14 protein-coding genes are annotated in these 18,895 nt (G+C 74.3%); 11 read left to right on the top strand and 3 right to left on the bottom strand.

The window, feature by feature from the left end:
• The 3 genes from E9549_RS20730 to ngg form a co-directional block, all read left to right on the top strand.
• Positions 1–1,398, top strand: a 1,398-nt coding sequence (locus tag E9549_RS20730) for a S8 family serine peptidase (protein ID WP_236828483.1), incomplete at its 5' end; no start/stop codon positions are given.
• Positions 1,399–1,611: 213 nt separating this feature from the next.
• Positions 1,612–3,396: an N-acetylglutaminylglutamine amidotransferase gene (locus E9549_RS20725; protein ID WP_236828482.1), complete on the top strand. Its 1,785-nt coding sequence runs from the start codon at positions 1,612–1,614 to the stop codon at positions 3,394–3,396.
• Between the two features lie 10 nt (positions 3,397–3,406).
• Complete coding sequence (ngg, locus tag E9549_RS20720; RefSeq protein ID WP_236828481.1) at positions 3,407–5,167, top strand: N-acetylglutaminylglutamine synthetase; 1,761 nt, start codon at positions 3,407–3,409, stop codon at positions 5,165–5,167.
• Positions 5,168–5,173: 6 nt separating this feature from the next.
• Here ngg and E9549_RS20715 read toward each other — a convergent pair whose 3' ends face one another.
• The 3 genes from E9549_RS20715 to E9549_RS20705 all read right to left on the bottom strand — a co-directional run bounded on the left by E9549_RS20715 (position 5,174) and on the right by E9549_RS20705 (position 9,261).
• Positions 5,174–6,313, bottom strand: coding sequence for an ATP-grasp domain-containing protein (locus E9549_RS20715; RefSeq protein WP_236828480.1), 1,140 nt, complete (start codon positions 6,311–6,313; stop codon positions 5,174–5,176).
• Positions 6,314–6,386: 73 nt separating this feature from the next.
• A complete protein-coding gene (gene murJ, locus E9549_RS20710) occupies positions 6,387–7,982 on the bottom strand; it encodes a murein biosynthesis integral membrane protein MurJ (RefSeq protein ID WP_236828479.1) in 1,596 nt (531 codons plus the stop codon).
• 181 nt (positions 7,983–8,163) lie between these two features.
• Positions 8,164–9,261, bottom strand: a complete 1,098-nt coding sequence (locus E9549_RS20705; protein ID WP_236828478.1) for a CaiB/BaiF CoA-transferase family protein — start codon at positions 9,259–9,261, stop codon at positions 8,164–8,166.
• An 88-nt stretch (positions 9,262–9,349) separates the two neighbouring features.
• Here E9549_RS20705 and crcB point away from each other — a divergent pair, with 88 nt between their 5' ends.
• The 8 genes from crcB to E9549_RS20665 all read left to right on the top strand — a co-directional run.
• Positions 9,350–9,733, top strand: a complete 384-nt coding sequence (crcB, locus tag E9549_RS20700; protein WP_236828477.1) for a fluoride efflux transporter CrcB — start codon at positions 9,350–9,352, stop codon at positions 9,731–9,733.
• Positions 9,730–10,089: a CrcB family protein gene (locus E9549_RS20695; protein WP_236828476.1), complete on the top strand. Its 360-nt coding sequence runs from the start codon at positions 9,730–9,732 to the stop codon at positions 10,087–10,089. The genes crcB and E9549_RS20695 overlap by 4 nt, the downstream gene beginning before the upstream one ends.
• Positions 10,090–10,140: 51 nt before the next feature.
• Entirely contained in the window at positions 10,141–11,556 is a 1,416-nt protein-coding gene (locus tag E9549_RS20690; RefSeq protein ID WP_236828475.1) for a trehalose-6-phosphate synthase, read from the top strand.
• Entirely contained in the window at positions 11,553–12,290 is a 738-nt protein-coding gene (gene otsB, locus E9549_RS20685) for a trehalose-phosphatase (RefSeq protein ID WP_236828474.1), read from the top strand. The genes E9549_RS20690 and otsB overlap by 4 nt, the downstream gene beginning before the upstream one ends.
• A gap of 289 nt (positions 12,291–12,579) precedes the next feature.
• Positions 12,580–13,818: a methyl-accepting chemotaxis protein gene (locus E9549_RS24340; RefSeq protein ID WP_236828473.1), complete on the top strand. Its 1,239-nt coding sequence runs from the start codon at positions 12,580–12,582 to the stop codon at positions 13,816–13,818.
• Positions 13,819–14,217: 399 nt separating this feature from the next.
• Entirely contained in the window at positions 14,218–15,645 is a 1,428-nt protein-coding gene (locus E9549_RS20675) for a HAMP domain-containing methyl-accepting chemotaxis protein (protein WP_308191122.1), read from the top strand.
• Positions 15,646–16,046: 401 nt separating this feature from the next.
• The gene (locus E9549_RS20670) at positions 16,047–17,408 is read left to right on the top strand and encodes a methyl-accepting chemotaxis protein (RefSeq protein WP_236828471.1); all 1,362 of its coding nucleotides are present in this window, start codon (positions 16,047–16,049) and stop codon (positions 17,406–17,408) included.
• A 351-nt stretch (positions 17,409–17,759) separates the two neighbouring features.
• Positions 17,760–18,895 (top strand): methyl-accepting chemotaxis protein (locus E9549_RS20665; protein WP_236828470.1); only part of this gene is annotated, 1,136 nt, incomplete at its 3' end.

Genomic DNA, 18,895 nt, shown 5'->3' with positions numbered 1-18,895 from the left:
ACCAGGACCGTCGTCGGGACGGCCGCGCCGGTGCAGGACTTCCTGGCCGACCAGCTCGCCGGGCTCGGCGCGGCCGTCCCGACGACGGTCCTGGTGCACGGCACCGACGTCGCCGCCGCGCGCGCCGCCGTCGCCGCGACCGGCATGCGCACCGTCACCGAGTACGAGCGCATCGGGGTGGTGGTCGCCTCCGGGACCGCCGGGCAGGTCGAGGCCGCGCGAACCGAGCCCGGCGTCACCTACCTCGAGGGCAACACGCCCATCGAGTTCGCCCAGGAGACGTCGAACCTCGCCACCCGCGGCGCCGAGGCCGCGGCCACGCTGACCGGCGCGAACGGGCTGCCGCTGGACGGCAGCGGGGTCTCGGTCGCGGTGATCGACTCCGGGGTCGACCCGAACCACCCCTCCTTCCGCGAGCCCGGTGGCGGCAGCGCCGTCGTCGCCAACCTCAAGAGCCTCTGCCTCGTGGAGACCACGACGACGCCCGACTGCGTCGTCCGGGTCCCGTCGGTGGCGGACACCGACACCCTCTCCGTGGGCGGCCACGGCACGCACGTGAGCGGCATCGTGGCCGGCCGGCCGACGACGCTGGCCGACGGCGGGCAGGTGCAGGGCGCCGCGCCGGGCGCGAGCCTGGTCTCCATCTCGACAGGGGCGGTGCTGCTCATCGTCGGTGCGGACTCGGCGCTGAACTGGGTGCTCGAGAACCACGAGGCGCCGTGCGGTGCGGGGGTGCCCGCCGACGTCTGCCCGCCGATCAAGGTGACCAACAACAGCTACGGCCCCTCCGGCGGCGGGGAGTTCGACCCGGACTCGGCCACGGTGAAGCTGCAGCGGGCGCTGGCCGCCGAGGGCGTCGTCACCGTGTGGGCGGCCGGCAACGACGGCGGTGACGGCTCGGCCTCGCTCACCAACCCGCCCGGTCAGGACCCGACCGGCGGCATCCTGTCCGTGGCCTCCTCCTACGACCGGGACACCGGCACGCGGGACGGCGTCGTCAGCGACTACTCCTCGCGCGGCGCGGCGGCCGACCCCTCGACCTGGCCGGACCTCTCCGCGCCCGGGGAGAGCATCACCGCGGCCTGCCGGCCCTACCTGCCCATCTGCGCCACGGGGCTGGACTTCCGCAACGGCCCGGGCCTGCTCGACCTCGGCACCTTCAACACCATCAGCGGGACGTCCATGGCCGCCCCGCACGTGGCCGGCATCGTCGCCCAGCTGTTCCAGGCCGACCCGACGGCGACCCCGGCGGAGATCGAGGCGGCGCTGAAGAGCACCGCGCACCGCTTCGCCGACGGTGCGGCCTACGAGACCGTGGGCGGGTACGCGACCTCGTTCGACAAGGGCGCCGGCCTGGTCGACGCCGTCGCCGCGGTGGAGGCCCTCACCGCCGGCTGACCGCCCCGCGGTGGCCGCGACGACCACCTGACCTGATCGTCGCGCGTCCTCCCTCACGGCGGGCGGTGAGGGAGGACGCACCGCGGTGAGGGAGGACGCCGGTCCCGGGCTCCGCGCGTTCCACGTGGAACAGGCGTGAGGTGGGCCACGATCGGCCCCCTCGGGGTGACCCCACCCTGCAGGCCGGGCGCCGCAGGAGTTAGATCGTTGTGCATGTGCGGCCTCTGCGGCGAGATCACGTTCGACGGGACCACGGCCGACACGACCGCGGTAGCCCGCATGGTCGAGGCCCTGATCCCCCGCGGCCCGGACGGGCAGGGATCCTGGAGCAACGGGCGGGTGGCCTTCGGGCACCGCCGGCTCTCGGTGATCGACCTCTCCACCTGCGGCTCCCAGCCGATGGTGGACAACGAGCTCGGGCTGACCGCGGTCTTCAACGGCTGCATCTACGACTACCAGGAGCTGCGGGCCGAGCTGGAGGGCCACGGGTACCGCTTCTTCTCGCACAGCGACACCGAGGTGATCCTCAAGGGCTACCACCACTGGGGCACCGACGTCGTCTCGCACCTGCACGGCATGTTCGCCTTCGTCATCGCCGAGCGGGACACCGGTCGGGTGGTCATGGCCCGCGACCGGCTGGGCATCAAGCCCCTCTACCTCTCCGAGACGCCGGGCAAGCGGCTGCGGTTCGCCTCCACGCTGCCGGCCCTGCTGCGGGCCGGCGACGTCGACACCTCCATCGACCCGGTCGCGCTGCACCACTACCTGTCCTGGCACGCCGTCGTCCCGGCCCCGCGCACGATCCTCAACGGCGTCCGCAAGCTGCCCCCGGCCACCGTCCGCGTCATCGAGGCCGACGGCACGAGCACCGAGCAGCGGTACTGGGAAGCGCGCTACGAGCGACGTCCCGAGCACGCGGGCTGGAGCGCCCGCGACTGGGAGGACGCGATCGAGGACGCGCTGCGCGTCGCCGTCCGCCGCCGGCTGGTCGCGGACACCCCGGTCGGCGTGCTCCTCTCCGGCGGCCTGGACTCCAGCCTGATCGTCGGGCTGCTTGCCCAGGAGGGGCAGGCCGGCCTGGCCACGTACTCCATCGGCTTCGAGTCCGTCGGCGGCCGGGAGGGCGACGAGTTCGTCTACTCCGACGTCATCGCGGAGCGGTTCGGCACGAACCACCACCGTATCCGGGTGGCCTCCGACGAGCTCGCCGGCGCGCTCGGGCACGCGATCGGCGCCATGGCCGAGCCGATGGTGAGCCACGACGTCGTCGCCTTCGACCTGCTCTCCGAGCGGGTGTCCCAGTCCATCAAGGTGGTGCAGTCCGGCCAGGGCGCCGACGAGGTCTTCGCCGGCTACCACTGGTACCCGCCGCTGGCCGGCGTCGGCCGCGAGGAGGCGGTGCAGACCTACGCGCGGGCGTTCTTCGACCGCGACCACGCCCAGATGCGCTCCGTCGTCTCCGACCGCTACGCCCTCGGCGAGGACCCGAGCCTGGAGTTCGTCCGCCGGCACATGTCCGCGGCCGGCGCGGAGACGGCGGTCGACGCCGCGCTGCGCCTGGACAGCGAGGTCATGCTCGTCGACGACCCGGTCAAGCGGGTGGACAACATGTCGATGGCCTGGGGCCTGGAGGCCCGCGTGCCCTTCCTGGACCACGACCTGGTCGAGCTCGCGGCGATGTGCCCGCCCGAGCTCAAGCTCGCCGACGGCGGCAAGGGGATCCTCAAGGCGATCGGGCGCCGCATCATCCCGCCGGAGGTCATCGACCGGCCCAAGGGCTACTTCCCGGTGCCGGCGATCACCCACCTGCAGGGCAAGGTCCTCGACCTGGTCAAGGACGCGCTCTCCAGCGAGGCGGCGGCCGACCGCGGGATGTTCCGGCCGGAGTACGTCCGCGAGCTCCTCGCCGACCCCAACGGCGAGCTGACGCCGCTGCGCGGGAACAAGCTCTGGCAGCTGGGGCTGCTCGAGCTGTGGCTGCAGACCAACGCGGTCTGAGGCGGTGGCGATGGCACCCCGGCTCGCCGGTCACCGCCGCCGCACGGCGGTGACCACCACCCCGGCGATCACCAGCCGGTCGTGGAAGAAGCCGTCGGAGCACCAGCTCAAGGGCATGGCCTCCGACGTCGTCCTCGACCTCGGCTGGGGCCGGCTGGTGTTCGGCCAGACCTTCGCCGACCTGCGTGGCATCGTCACCGCGCTGCGGGCGGAGGAGACCGGCGAGCGGGACATCTGCATCTACCCGCGCGACCCGCACGTGCTGGTGGGGCTGGCGCCCGACGAGCTGTTCATCGACCCCAGCTACACCTTCCGGCTCGACCTGCACCGGTACCGGCCGCGCCACGACCTCATCCGCGGGGTGTTCGTCCGGACGGTCACCTCGCGGGCGGAGATGGAGGCGATCAACGACATCTACGCGCTCAACGGGATGGTCGTCGGGGACGCCGACGTCATGTGGGACAACCACCGCACCCGCTGCTTCACGTACCTCGTCGCCGAGGACACCCGCACCGGGAAGATCGTGGGCACGGTGACCGGCGTGGACCACGGGCTGGCCTTCGACGACCCCGAGGGCGGCACCAGCCTCTGGTGCCTGGCCGTGCACAACCAGGACGCCCCGCCCGGTGTCGGTGAGGCGCTGGTGCGGGTGCTCGCCGAGCGCTACGTCGGCCGCGGGCGCTCCTACCTCGACCTCTCGGTCATGCACGACAACGAGGGCGCCATCAAGCTGTACCGCAAGCTCGGCTTCAGCCGGGTCTCGGCGGTCTGCGTGAAGCGGAAGAACCCGATCAACACGCCGCTGTTCGCCGCCCGCCCGCCGGGCCTGGAGCGGCTCAACCCCTACGCCCTCATCATCGCCGAGGAGGCGCTGCGCCGCGGCGTCCGCGTCGAGGTCACCGACCCCGAGTGGGGGGAGATGCGGCTGTCGCTCGGCGGCCGGACGGTGGTCACCCGCGAGTCGCTGTCGGAGTTCACCACCGCGGTGGCGATGAGCCGCTGCGACGACAAGCGGGTCACCCGCCGGATCATGGAGCGGGCCGGTGTCCGCGTGGCCCGCGGCGCGCTGGCCTGCGAGGGGCAGCTCGACGAGGCCGCGGCGCTGCTGCGCGACGTCGGGCAGGTGGTGGTCAAGCCGGCCCGCGGCGAGCAGGGGCGCGGCATCACCGTCGGCGTGCGCGACGAGGACGGGCTGGCCCGCGCGGTCGACCACGCGCTCGCCTTCTGCCCGGACGTGCTCGTGGAGGAGCTCGTCCCCGGTCAGGACCTCCGGGTGGTGGTCATCGACCGGGCGGTCGTCGCGGCTGCGGTGCGGCGGCCGGCCGAGGTGGTCGGCGACGGCCGGAACTCGGTCACCGACCTGGTGCGGTCCACGAGCCGCCGCCGGGAGCGGGCCACCGGCGGGGAGTCCCGCATCCCCCTGGACGGCACCACGGCCGAGGTGGTGGCCGACGCCGGCTACTCGATGGACGACGTCCCGCCCAACGGCGAGCGGATCCAGGTGCGCCGCACGGCGAACCTGCACACCGGCGGCACGATCGAGGACGTCACCGACCGGCTGCACCCGGAGGTCGCCGCCGCCGCGGTGCGGGCCGCCACGGCGCTGGACATCCCGGTGACCGGGATCGACTTCCTCGTGCCCGACGTCGCCGGCCCCGACTACGTCTTCATCGAGGCCAACGAGCGGCCGGGGCTGGCCAACCACGAGCCCCAGCCGACCGCCGAGCGCTTCGTCGACCTGCTGTTCCCGGAGACGCAGCGGCGCACCTGACGCCGGTCAGGGCCGGCGCCCCACCCGCTCGGCGGTGAGGGCGAGGGTGGGGCCGGGGTCGCGGCGGTCCCACACGCTGGTGACCGCACCGGGGAACCGGCGCAGCACCGAGGCGCAGTCGGCGAGCACGCCGCCGCGGCGCTCGACGGTGGCCCGGCGCAGGTCCCCCGCCGTCCAGAGGTAGCGCACCCCGGTGCTGCCGTCGGCGAGGGGCGGCAGGGGCAGCCCGAGCGCCTGGCGGGCCCAGGCGTCCGGGAGGTTCGGGCCGGCGGCGGCGGCCAGGGCCATCGAGCCGAAGAAGCGGCCGTTGAGGTCGATGAGCCGCAGCGCGCCGTCGTCGTCGCGCAGGAACTGCAGCTGCACCAGGCCTGACCAGCCCAGGCCGGCCAGCAGCCGGGTGCTGGCCCGGGCCAGTTCCTCCTCCACCGGCACGGTGACCGCCCGGCTGGTGACCCCGCTCGGGGTCGGCCACAGTCGCAGGGCGCGCTGCTGCACCCGGCCGAGCAGCCGGCCGTCGTGCACGAGCCCGATCAGGGCCTCCATCTCGCCGTCGACCGGCTCCTGGAGAACGGCCTGGAGACCGGCCTCCTCGAGCAGCCGCACCCGGGCGCGGGCGCGGTCGGCATCGGGGTAGCGGCGGGCCTCGATGCGCAGCTGCCGGCGCAGGCCCGGCTGCCAGTGGGCGCGGCACTTCACGACGACGGGGCCGGCCCAGCCGTCCAGCGCCTCCGGGGTCGCCAGGCAGGTGCGTGGGACCGGCAGCCCGGCGTCGGCGGCGCGCTCGGCGAGCCCGGCCTTGTCCAGCGCGGCGAGGGCGACGTCGGCGGGTGGGTGGGCCACCACGGTGGGCACCGCCTCGGCGCAGTGCGCGAGCGCCGCCATCCAGTCGTCACCGCTGCCGAAGACGACGTCGTAGCCGCCGCGGGCGACCGCCTCCTGCACCGCCGCGACGAAGTCGCCGAGGTGGCCGCGCGGGCGCGGGACGTCGTGGGTCTCCCGGCAGGACCGGGAGGCGGCCACCATGCCGTCGGCGTCCGGCGAACCCACCCCCACGTGCCAGCCCGAGCGGTCCAGCGCCCGGACGGCGGCGAGGGCACCGCGGTCGCGGCTCGAGGTCAGCACGAGCGCGCGTCCGGAAGAAGGCATCGAACAACCTTATGGCGTCCCGGCCGTGTTACGGCACCCGGCGGTGCCCACCGCCCCGGGAGGGGGTGCCGGGTCAGCGGGCCGGACGGCGTGCCCCGCGCCTGGCCAGGCCCCGCAGGTCGGCCAGCTCCGGGCCGCGCAGCACGGCGAGGACGGCGACGTAGACGACGGCCCCCACCGACGCCCCGACGGCGATCTGCGCCGCCGCGGTGAGCGTGCCGGTCGCCCCGCTCCCCCAGACCCACGCCAGGACCGCGGCGGCGGTGAGCCCGCCGGCGGCCGCCGCGACGGAGCCGCGCGCGGTGGTGGCCAGCAGCGTCCGGGGGGTGACGGCGCCGTGCCGGTGCCCCAGCAGGGCGACCCCGAGCGCCGCGGCCAGCACCAGGGAGAGGCTGGTCGAGGCGGCGAGGCCGGGGATGCCGTAGGCGACGCCCAGGGTGAGGTCGCCGGCCACGTTGACGACCATCGCGGCGAGGGCCACCAGGGTGGGGGTGCGGGTGTCGCCGACCGCGAGGCTCGCCCGCGAGGTGGTGGACCGCAGCGCGATGCCCAGCACGGCCGCGGCCGAGAAGGCGACCGCGGTGGCGGTGGCGGTCACCGCGGCCTGGTCGAAGTCCCCCCTTCCGTAGAGGAACTGCACGATCGGCCGGGCCAGGACGACCAGCGCGGCGACCACGGGCAGCAGCAGCGCGACGAGCAGCCGGGACGTGCGGTCGACGAGGGCGCGCAGGTCGGCCCGCCGGTCAGGGGCGCCGACGGCGCTGAAGGCCGGGTACAGCGCGGCGACGACCGTGGCGACCAGCAGCGCGTCGACGAGGTGGATGACGCGGAAGCCCAGGCTGAGCGCGGTGATGACGCCCTCGCCCTGGGCGGAGCCGACGGCGCGGTCGACGAGCGTGTTCACGTTGAGCACCGCGCTGCCGACCAGGAGCGGCGGGGTGAGCCGGAGGACCTCCCGGACGTCGGGGTCGCGCAGCGCCAGGCGGGGCCGCAGCCGCATCCCCGCGGCACGCACGGCGGGGAACTGGACGAGCATGCGCACCGCGGAGCCGACGACGAAGCCGGTGGCCAGCGCCTCGATGCCGAAGCGCTCGCCGGCCCAGAGCGCGGCGCCGATCATCACGAGGTTGAACGGGACGCCCTGGAACCCGGAGGCGAAGAAGCGGCCGTGCGCCTGGCAGGCGGCCGCCAGGATGTCGGTGGCGGCGATGAAGAGGGCGGCGACGAGCACGATGCGGGTGAGCCGGACGGTGAGCGCGGCGGTCGGTTCGTCGAAGCCGGGGGCCAGCACCGCGACCACCTGCTCGGCCGAGACGAACACCAGCACCGACCCGGCGACCAGCACCAGCGTGCCGATGGTCAGCACCGTGCGCACCGTCCGATCGGCGCGCACGCCCTCGCCCGCGGCCACCGCCCGGCTCACCGGGGGCACCACGGCCCGGGCCAGCGCCGTGGCGACCAGCGCCAGCACCAGGTTCATGACGCCCTGGGCGACGAGGTAGGCGTCGAGCTCCGCGCCGGCCCCGAACACGGCCGCGATGACGGCGTCCCGGACGAACCCGAGGAGCTGGCTGACGGCGGTGAGCGAGATGAGCAGCGTCGCCGCGCGGGCGACCCCGCCGCGCAGCGGTCCCCGCCGGGTGGCCGGAGGTGTCCCGTCGCGCGTCACGGGGTCCGATCATGACGGTCGCCGTCCACCCGCGGGCACCGGACCCGCCGCCGCGGGACGACCCGGCCCCACCCGCCGAGGCGGCCATCTGCGGCACAGGAGGCCCTACCTGCGCGATCGGGCCCGCCGACGCGGGTAGAGCTTCCTATGCCCCCGCGTGCAGGCCGGTGGTCGGCGCCGGTCAGAGCCCGAGCTCGGCGCGGATCTCCTCGCCGTGCTGCCCCGGTCGGGGCACGCGGCCGACGGCGCCGGGCGTGCGCGAGAACCGCGGGGCGACGTCGGGCTGCCGCACGCCGTCGACCTCGACGAACACCCCGCGCTCCACGTTGTGCCGGTCCTCCGTCGCCTCCACCAGCGACCAGACCGGCGCCACGCACGCGTCGGTGCCCTCGAAGACCGACCACCACTCGGCCCGGGTGCGGGAGGCGAACGCCTGCGTGAACCGCTCCCGCAGCGCCGGCCACTGGCGCGGGTCCTCCCGCCGCGGCAGCGTCTCGTCGCCGGTCAGGCCCAGTCCCTCCAGCAGCGCCGCGTAGAACTGCTCCTCCAGCGCGCCGACGGCGACGAACTGCCCGTCGGCGCAGCGGTAGACGTCGTAGAACGGCGCGCCGGTGTCCAGGAGGTTGCGGCCGCGCCGGTCGGTCCACACGCCGGCGTCCAGCATCCCGTGGATCATCGTGGTGAGGACGGCGGTGCCGTCGACGATCGCGGCGTCCACCACCTGCCCCTCCCCCGTCGCCCGCGCGCGGACCAGCGCCGCCAGCGCGCCCAGGGCCAGGAACACCCCGCCGCCCCCGAAGTCGCCGAGCAGGTTCATCGGCGGGGCCGGCACCTCGTCGGGCCGCCCACTGGCGCCCAGGGCGCCGGTCAGCGCGATGTACCCGATGTCGTGGCCGGCGCTGTGCGCGAGCGGACCGGTCTGCCCCCAGCCGGTCATCCGGCCGTAGACCAGCGCGGGGTTCTCCCCCAGCAGGTCGTCGGGCCCGAGCCCGAGCCGCTCCATCACCCCCGGCCGGAACCCCTCCAGCAGGACGTCGGCCCGCCGTACCAGCGCGCGGACCACCTCCAGGTCGGCGGGGTCCTTCAGGTCGAGGGCGATCGAGCGCTTGCCGCGGTCGAGCAGGGACGTCGCGCCCAGGGAGCCCAGCAGCCCGCCGCGGCTCCCCTTGCGGTCGATGCGGACGACGTCGGCCCCGAGGTCGGCCAGCAGCATGCCGCAGAACGGACCCGGCCCCAGCCCGGCGAACTCGACGACCCGCACGCCCTCCAGCGGTCCCACGGCGTCCTCCCCTGCTCCGGGCCGCGTGCGTGCGACCCTCCCGGGGGCATGCTGCCCGACGTCCGATCCCGGAGGAGAGCCAGGTCACATGGCCTACCTGCTGGCCGCGCTGGGCGGTGCGCTGGGCGCGCTCGCCCGCTGGGGGCTGGCCGAGGCGTTCCCGCACTCCCCCACCGGCCTGCCCTGGGCGACGCTCGCGGTGAACCTGACCGGCTGCCTGCTCCTGGGTCTGCTGACGGCGGTGCTCGTGGCCCGCGCCCCCGGCTCCCCGTGGGCCCGGCCGTTCCTGGGCGTGGGCGTGCTCGGAGGGTTCACCACGTACTCCACCTTCGCGGTGGAGGTGGTGCAGCTGGCCGACGCCGGCGCCCCGGGCACCGCCGTCGCCTACGGCGTGGCCTCGGTGCTCGGGGGCATCGCGGCCGCCGCTGCCGGGACGCTGGCCGGCCGTGCCCTCGCCGGGAGCTCCCGGTGACGCCGTGGCTGGTCGTCGTCGGTGCCCTGGTGGGGGCCCCGTTGCGCCTGCTGGCCGAGCGGATCGCGGTGAGCCGACGAGGACCGGGCAGCGTCGCGGGCACGCTGGCGGTCAACGTGGCCGGGAGCGCGGTGCTCGGGTTGCTCCTGGGCGCAGCCGCCGCCCCGGCCTGGGCGACGGCGCTGGTGGGCGTCGGCCTCTGCGGCACCCTCACCACGTTCTCGACGTTCGGCACCGAGGTGGTCCGCCTGGTCGAGGGGCGCGCCCGCGGCCGCGCGGCCGCCTACGTGGCCGGGACCGTGCTGCTGGGGCTGGCGGCCGCGGCGGGCGGGTTCCTGCTCGGCCGGGTGGTCTGAACCGGCCCCGTCCAGCGGAGCCGCTACCTGCTGGATAGGGTCGGGGGCGGTATGGCCGACAACGCGGATCAGAAGGTCGGGGCGGACAGCCCCGTCGTCGTGGTCGCCAACCGGCTGCCGGTCGACCAGGTGACCGATCCCGACGGCAGCACGCGGTGGCAGCGCAGCCCCGGTGGGCTGGTCACCGCGCTGGAGCCGTTCGTCGCCGGGCGGGGCGGGGCCTGGGTGGGCTGGTCGGGTTCTGCCGGTGAGGCCCCCGAGCCGTTCGAGTCCGGGGGCATGTCGCTGATCCCGGTCGAGCTCAGCGAGGAGGAGGTCGACCGCTACTACGAGGGCATGTCGAACGCCTCGCTGTGGCCGCTCTACCACGACGTGGTGGAGAAGCCGGAGTACCACCGGCACTGGTGGGACACCTACGTGCAGGTCAACAAGCGGTTCGCCGAGCGCGCCGCCGCCGTGGCCGCCGAGGGTGCCATCGTCTGGGTGCACGACTACCAGCTCCAGCTCGTGCCGGCGATGCTGCGCCAGAAGCGCCCCGACCTCACGATCGGCTTCTTCCTGCACATCCCGTTCCCGCCCTACGAGCTGTTCACCCAGCTCCCGTGGCGGTCGGCGATCGTCGAGGGGCTGCTCGGCGCGGACCTGGTGGGCTTCCAGCGGCCGTCCGCGGCGGTGAACTTCGTCCAGCTCTCCCGCCGGCTGCACGACCTGCACTGCCGGCGCGACCAGATCGAGTACGACGGTCGCACGGTGGTGGCCAAGGCATTCCCGATCTCCATCGACGTGCGGGCCTTCGACGAGCTGGCCTCCTCCCCCGCCGTGCGGGCCCGGGCCGAGGAGATCCGCGCCGAGCTGGGCAACCCGGCCAAGATCATCCTGGGCGTCGACCGGCTCGACTACACCAAGGGCATCAGCGTCCGGCTCAACGCGTTCCAGGAGCTGCTGGAGGACGGCGCCCTCGAGGCCCCGGACACCGTGCTGGTGCAGGTGGCGACGCCCAGCCGCGAGCGCGTCGAGCACTACGTGCACATGCGCGAGACCATCGAGCAGCAGGTCGGCCACATCAACGGCGTCTACGGCTCCATCGCCGGCCCCGCCGTCCACTACTTCAACCAGTCGATGCCGCGCGAGGAGCTCGCCGCGCTCTACCGGGCCGCCGACGTCATGCTCGTGACGCCCTACCGCGACGGCATGAACCTGGTGGCCAAGGAGTACGTCGCCGCGCGCGGTGACCTCCGCGGGGCCCTGGTGCTGTCGGAGTTCGCCGGCGCCGCGGCCGAGCTGCGGCAGGCGTTCCTGGTCAACCCGCACGACATCGCCAGCGTCAAGAACCAGCTGGTGCGGGCGCTGCGCATCGAGCCGGACGAGGCGGCCAAGCGGATGCGCACCATGCGCCGGCACCTCTTCCGCAACGACCTCGACCACTGGGCGAGCTCCTTCTTCGAGGCGCTGCGGGGGCAGGCGTGAGCTCCGCGGGGCTCGACGAGGCGCTGACGGCGTTCGCCGTTCGCCGGCCCCTCCTGGTGGCGAGCGACTACGACGGCGTGCTGGCTCCGCTCGTCGACGACCCGTCCGCGGCCGTGCCCCAGCCGGGGGTCGCCGAGGCGCTGTCCCGGGTGGCCGCCGCCGACGGCGTCACCGTCGCGCTGGTCAGCGGCCGCGGGCTGGACGACCTCCGGCGCACCAGCGGGATGTCCGGGGACTTCCGCTGGATCGGCAGCCACGGGGCGGAGTTCGACGGTCCGCTCGCCGGCGCCGACGCCGGGCGGCGGGACGAGCTGGCCGGCGTGCTGGCGCCGCTGGTCGAGAGCACGCCCGGTGCCCGCCTCGAGGTGAAGCCGGCCAGCGTCGCCGTCCACGTGCGGCAGGTGGCCGACCGGGCCCGGGCCGCGGAGCTGCTGGAGCAGGCCCGCCGGGCGGTGGATCCGTCACTGACGCTGAAGCCGGGCAAGGACGTGCTCGAGGTCGCGGTGACCGACGCGCACAAGGGTGCGGCGGTGCAGCGGCTGGTCGAGGAACTCGGCGTCGCCGCGGCGCTCTACCTCGGGGACGACGTCACCGACGAGGACGCCTTCCGGGTGCTCGGGCCCGAGGACCTGACCGTGAAGGTGGGTGAGGGCGAGACGGTGGCCCGGCACCGCGTGGCCGGGCCGGAGGCCGTCGTCGGCCTGCTCCGGGCGCTCGCCGACCGGCTGGGCTGACCGCTCCTCCGGCGCCGTGTCGGGCGGGGGCCCGGACCGACCGGACCGCCGTGGGCCGGTCACCCCCCGCTGCGCTGTCGACAACCCGGCGAAATGTGCACAAATGGCACGGGGCGGCGGCGGTGAGCGGTCCGGTGGTGTCGTCTTGTCCCCCGTCCCGCAACGCTGACCGGGTGGTTGCGTCACGATTCCCGCAGCAACGTTTGGAGCGGGTCCGGGGTGATCGGTGGAGTCACCACACTGAGACCAGCGCCACACCGGCGTCTCCTCTCCCCCAGGACGGTCTCCCGTGCACGCTCCCCCCTCCTCCCCCGTCGACCGGCGGCGTGCCGGGTGGTTCGCCGACCGCCGCCTCGCCACCAAGTTCGGCATCCTGATCGCCGTCGTCGTCACCGCCTTCGCCGGCCTGCTCTCGGCGGTGCTGGTCGGCAACGCCTCGGTCCGCGACGCGAACACCGAGCTGGCGCACCTCAACGCGGCGGAGAAGCTGGTGCTGCAGCTCGACACCCGGGCCAGCGAGCTCAAGGTGGACGGCTTCAAGACGCTCGTCCGCGTGGACCCGGAGGCGCAGCTCGCCGAGCTCGCCGAGGACATCGCCACCCCCGAGGCCATGCTCGACGAGCTGGCGACCGTGCCCCTGACCGGGCGTGCCGCCGACTCGGTGGCCGGCCTGGCCGACAGCTTCGGGGCCTACACCACCGCCATCACCGCCTGGGTGGAGCTCGCGGTCGCCGACCCGGCGGCGATGCGCGGTCGCTGGGAGGAGATCCAGGCGGCCAACGACCTGTCCGACGGCGCCGTCAGCGAGGCCAAGGACGTGCTGGCCGCGGAGAGCGACGCCGCCCAGGGGCGCCTGGACGACGCCCTCGCGCAGGCTGCGACCGTCTCGATCGTCGCGGCCGCCGCCGGCATCCTGCTCATCATCGGTCTGAGCGTGCTGACCATGCGCTCGGTCACGCGCCCGGTCGAGCGCGTCAAGCGGTCGCTCGAGGCCCTCGCGGAGGGCGACATGACCGTGCCGACGGGCGTGCGCTCGGCCGACGAGGTCGGCCGGATGGCCGCTGCCCTCGACACCGCGCGGGTCAACCTGCGCGAGGTCCTCGGCTCCGTCGCGGCCTCGGCGGACGCGGTGGCGGCCTCGTCGGAGGAGCTGAGCGCCTCCTCGGCGCAGATCTCGGCGTCGGCCGAGGAGACCAGTGCGCAGTCGGGTGTGGTGTCGGGTGCCGCGGAGGAGGTCAGCCGGTCGGTCTCGACGGTGGCGGCGGGTGCCGAGCAGATGGGGGCGTCGATCCGGGAGATCGCCAGCAACGCCGCGGAGGCCAGCGAGGTGGCGGCGCGGGCGGTGACGGCGGCGGAGACGACGACGGCGACGGTGGCGAAGCTGGGATCGCCTCGGCGGTGGAGGAGCAGACGGCCACGACCAACGAGATGGCCCGGTCGGTGCAGGAGGCCGCCGGTGGGACCACGCAGATCGCGGAGAACATCACCGGTGTCTCCACCGCGGCGGACTCGACCACGCAGGCGCTGACCCAGACCCGCACGGCGGTCGACGAGCTGTCCCGGATGGCCGCCGACCTGCGCACCACCGTCGGCCGCTTCACCTACTGACTGACGCACCACACCGCGGATCCCCGAGGCGGGGGTGCCCGGCCATCCCGGTCGGGTGCCCCCGCCTCTTTCTCGCTTTGCACGGTCGACATGTCGGCGGACGGAGGAATGGTGACGCGGCTATTTCGTGCGATGTCTGCGACACGGGTTTCTCAGCGCTAAGGAATGGTTCGGGACGGGCGACCATCCCCGTGTACGAGCACCATTCCGGAAGGCACGGGCGGGGCACGCCGGCCCACCCGCACGAGAACGGGGACACCACATGTCCGCACGACGGCACTGGTATCGCGATCGCGGGATCGGGACGCGCATCTTCGCGGTGAGCGCGGCCCTCCTCATGGGCATCGTGGCCGCCACGGTCACCGGCATCAGCGGGACCCAGCGGGTCGCCGACCTGCACGCCGAGGCCCGCGACGCCGTCGCCGCCCAGCGCGCCGTGGAGGCGGCCCGCTACGACCTCCTCTGGGCCGCGAACTGGCAGAACATCACCGCCTGGAAGGCTCGCGTGGAGGGTGGCGCCACCGCGGCCGCGCCCGACGGGGACAACGTGGCTGCCTACCGCGACGGCGCCGCCGGCTTCGAGGCGCTGTTCGACCTCGACCGCAGCCTGCTCGACGCGGACGCGCGGGCAAGCCTCGACGTCATCCAGCAGAACTGGACCGTCATGAGCGACTACAACGAGCAGATCTTCCAGCTCTGGGCGCAGGGCCGGCTCGACGAGGGCGACGCGCTCTCCACCGGCGAGAAGTGGGACGTGTTCTACGTCCTCGACCAGGCGATGGTGGAGCTGGTCGAGTCCGTGGACACCCGTGTCGCCGTCACGGAGGCGGCGGTCGCCGACGCCCGCAGCGAGACCCGCCTCGTGTCGGTGCTGGTCGCGCTCGCCGCGGCGCTGCTGGGTGCCGGCCTCGCCTTCCTGGTCTCCCGCGGCATCGTCCGCGGCATCCGCGAGGTGCAGGGCGCGCTGCAGCGGCTGGCGGAGAACGACCTCACCGTCCGCCTCCCCGTCCGCGGGCGCGACGAGGTGGGCCAGATGGCCGAGGCGCTGAACACCGCGGCGGGGGGCATGGCCGAGACCGTGGCGCAGATCGTCGGCTCGGCCGGCGCCGTGGCGGCGTCGGCCGAGGAGCTGAGCGCCTCCTCGGCGCAGATCGCGTCGTCCGCCGAGGAGACGAGCGCCCAGTCCGGCGTGGTGTCGTCGGCGGCCGACACGACGGCGACGGTGGCGAAGCTGGGGGAGTCCTCGGCGGAGATCGGCAACGTGGTGAAGGTGATCACCTCGATCGCGGAGCAGACGAACCTGCTGGCGCTGAACGCCACGATCGAGGCCGCCCGCGCCGGTGAGGCCGGGAAGGGTTTCGCGGTGGTCGCGAACGAGGTGAAGGAGCTGGCGCAGGAGACGGCGAAGGCGACCGAGGACATCGCCAAGCGGGTGCTGGCCATCCAGGGGGACACCACGGACGCGGTGGCCGCCATCGAGGAGATCTCCCAGATCGTCGCGCAGATCTCCGACCGGCAGACCACCATCGCCTCGGCGGTGGAGGAGCAGACCGCCACCACCAGCGAGATGTCGCGCTCGGTGCAGGAGGCGGCGGGCGGCACGACCCAGATCGCCGAGAACATCACGAGCGTCTCCACGGCGGCCGGGACGACGACCCAGGCGCTGAGCCAGACCCGCAGCGCCGTCGACGAGCTGTCCCGGATGGCGGCCGACCTGCGCACCACCGTGGGCCGGTTCAGCTACTAGAAGGACCCCCGTCCCCCTCACCCCTCGCAGGCTCGGGGTGAGCCTCTGGACGGGGGCCGCCCGTCCCCCTCACCCCTCGCAGGCTCGGGGTGAGCCTCTGGACGGGGGCCGCCCGACCGGGGTGCCGGGGGGCGCCCGACCTGCTGGTCGGGCGCCCCCTGCCGCCTCCACGGCGGTGTCGACATGCGGGGAGAGGTGACCGCGAATGCATTGTCGACACGTCAATTCCGTACCCGAATCGTTGTCCTGCACCAATTCCCGACACGCCGTGGAATGGTCGACAGGGTGTGGCTGCGCCCCTAGCTTCTGCGCCGGAGCCGGGTCGACGACCCCGCCACCCAGAAACTGCGCCGCCGGTCGTCCGGGTGCGCAGGAATCCACCTCGAGAACGGGACACACCAGTGGCACTCAGCGCCCGGCGCGCGACCGGCGGGATGTCGGTATCCGGCAAGATCCTCAGCTCTGTCTCCCTGGCGGTCCTCGCCGGCGTCGCGGTCGGCGCCGTGGGCGCCGTCTCCCTGGGCGACGCGGCCGGCAAGGCCGACGCGAGCTACCGGGAGAGCACCCAGGCGCTGGTCCAGGTCGAGGAGATGCGTGCGCAGCTCCTCACGCTCCAGCTCAACCAGACGGCCCTGCTGCTGCCGAACGTCAGCCCCGAGAACTCCCGGACGTGGGCGGAGGGCGCCGTCGCGGCCGGCGAGGCGTTCTCGGCGGCCGGCGCCGGGTACCTCCGGACGGCTCCGACCGCGGCGCAGGAGGGCCTCGCCCAGGAGGCCCTGGGCACCTACGACGCCTGGTCGGAGGTCTACGCCCAGACACGCGCGGCCTACAGCGCGGGTGACGCCGCAGCGGCAGGCACGCTGTACGCCCAGTCGGCCCAGCTCATGGACCAGCTGACCGGTGAGATCGCCCAGCTGCTCGACTCGGAGATCGTCGAGGCCAAGGCCGCGGCCGAGGACGTCAGCGCCACCAACGACCAGGGGCGCACGCTGCTCGTCGTCCTGCTGGCGATCGGTTCCGCCATCGCGCTGACCGTCGGGTGGCTGGTGGCGCGCAGCATCCGGCGCAACCTGCAGAAGGTGCAGCACGTCGTCCAGGGGCTCGCCGAGGGTGATCTCACCCGGGAGACCGGCATCCGGCAGAGCGACGAGATCGGTGCCATGGCCACGGCCCTGGACGCCGCCCAGGAGAGCCTGCGCACGGTGATGGCGTCGGTCGTCGCCTCCGCGGACGCGGTGGCGGCCTCCTCCGAGGAGCTGAGCGCCTCCTCGGCGGAGATCTCCTTGTCGGCGCAGGAGACCTCGGCGCAGTCCGGTGTCGTGGCCGGGGCGGCCGACGAGGTGTCGCGCAACGTGCAGACGGTCGCCGCGGGCGCCGAGCAGATGGGGGCGTCGATCCGGGAGATCGCCAGCAACGCCGCGGAGGCCTCGGAGGTGGCGGCGCGGGCGGTGACGGCGGCGGAGACGACGACGGCGACGGTGGCGAAGCTGGGGGAGTCCTCGGCGGAGATCGTCGCGCAGATCTCCGACCGGCAGACCACCATCGCCTCGGCGGTGGAGGAGCAGACGGCGACGACCAACGAGATGAGCCGGTCGGTGCAGGAGGCCGCCGACGGCGCCGGTCAGATCGCCGCGAACATCGCGAACGTCTCGGGTGCGGCGGACTCGACCACCCAGTCGCTGACCCAGACCCGCCAGGCCGTGGACGAGCTGTCCCGGATGGCCGCCGACCTCCGGACGACGGTGGGCCGGTTCAGCTACTGACCGCGGGCGGGGGTGCACCCCGCAGCCCCCGAGGGGCGGTGACCGGTTCGCCGGGCGCCGCCCCTCGGCCGTTCGCCGGCCGGCTCCGCTCGCGGCCACCTGGACCCGGCCCCACCCGGTGCACACCGCGCATGCGCGCCGATCCGACCGGGCGCATCAATCGGTCGCCGAGTCGACACGGAAAATGCGTCTGCCGACAATTCTCCGGCGCGCACCGCGACACGGTAGGAATTCCGCCCGTCGCTCATCCGTGGCGCTCTACCTTCCTGGCGTCAGAAGGACGGGCGCACCGTTTCGGCCGAGGAAGCCCGAGCCGAGCGCCATTCACCACCACCGCCCGGGAGTAATGCCATGTCCGCCGCCACCACCGCACCAGGCGCCGGCCGGGCCGGCTGGTTCGCCAGCCGGCCCGTCGGGCTGAAGATCGGCGCCGCCCTCGCCGTGCTGGTCGTCGTCGCCGTCTCGATGACCGTCATCGCGGTCACCCGGATCGGCAACCTGAACACAGCCGCCGACCGGATCAACGGGAACGTCGTCTCCCTCGCCGAGCTCGCCAACATCCAGCGGTCGTGGCAGGGCGACCGGTCCCGCTACAACACGTACCCCCTGGCCGACGCGCAGACCCGGCAGGCGCTGCGGGCGGACCTGGCCGAGCGCCGGACCACGATCGACGGCCAGCTGGACGCCTACGCCGCCGTGACGGTCAACCGCGAGGCCTTCGACGAGTTCCGCGCCACGGTCGAGGACTACTACGCGATCGCCGACGCGCAGCTGCTGCCGGCCGCCGACGCGGGTGACATCTCGACCACCACCCGGGTCATCACCGGCCCGCTGCAGGACCGGTCGGACGTCCTCATGGACCAGTACAACGAGATGCAGGAGCGCCGGGTGGCCGCCGGGCAGGCCGACACCGACGAGGCGCACTCCATCGCCTCGGCCGCGGTCGTCGTGCTGTGGACGGCGCTCGCCATCGGGGTCGCGCTCGCCGGTGCGCTCGCGCTCTACGTCGTCCGGCAGATCGTCCGCACGGTCCGCTCGGTGCAGACCTCGGTCGAGGCCCTCGCCAACGGCGATCTGACCGTGCGCCCGGACGTGACCTCCGGTGACGAGCTGGGCCGGATGGCGCAGGCGCTCGCGGTTGCCCAGGACAACCTGCGCGACGTCCTGGCCTCGGTGGCCGGCTCGGCGGACGCGGTGGCGGCGTCCTCGGAGGAGCTGAGCGCCTCCTCGGCGCAGATCTCGGCGGGTGCGGAGGAGACCAGTGCGCAGTCGGGTGTGGTGTCGGGTGCCGCGGAGGAGGTGTCGCGCAGCGTGCAGACGGTGGCGGCGGGTGCGGAGCAGATGGGGGCGTCGATCCGGGAGATCGCCAGCAACGCCGCGGAGGCCAGCGAGGTGGCGGCGCGTGCGGTGACGGCGGCGGAGACGACGACGGCGACGGTGGCGAAGCTGGGGGAGTCCTCGGCGGAGATCGGCAACGTGGTGAAGGT

Source organism: Blastococcus sp. MG754426 (genome assembly GCF_021699055.1).
Taxonomy (GTDB): Bacteria; Actinomycetota; Actinomycetes; order Mycobacteriales; family Geodermatophilaceae; genus Blastococcus.
The sequence above is the reverse complement of the archived record's forward strand: the minus strand, read 5'-3'. Positions and strand labels throughout refer to the sequence as shown.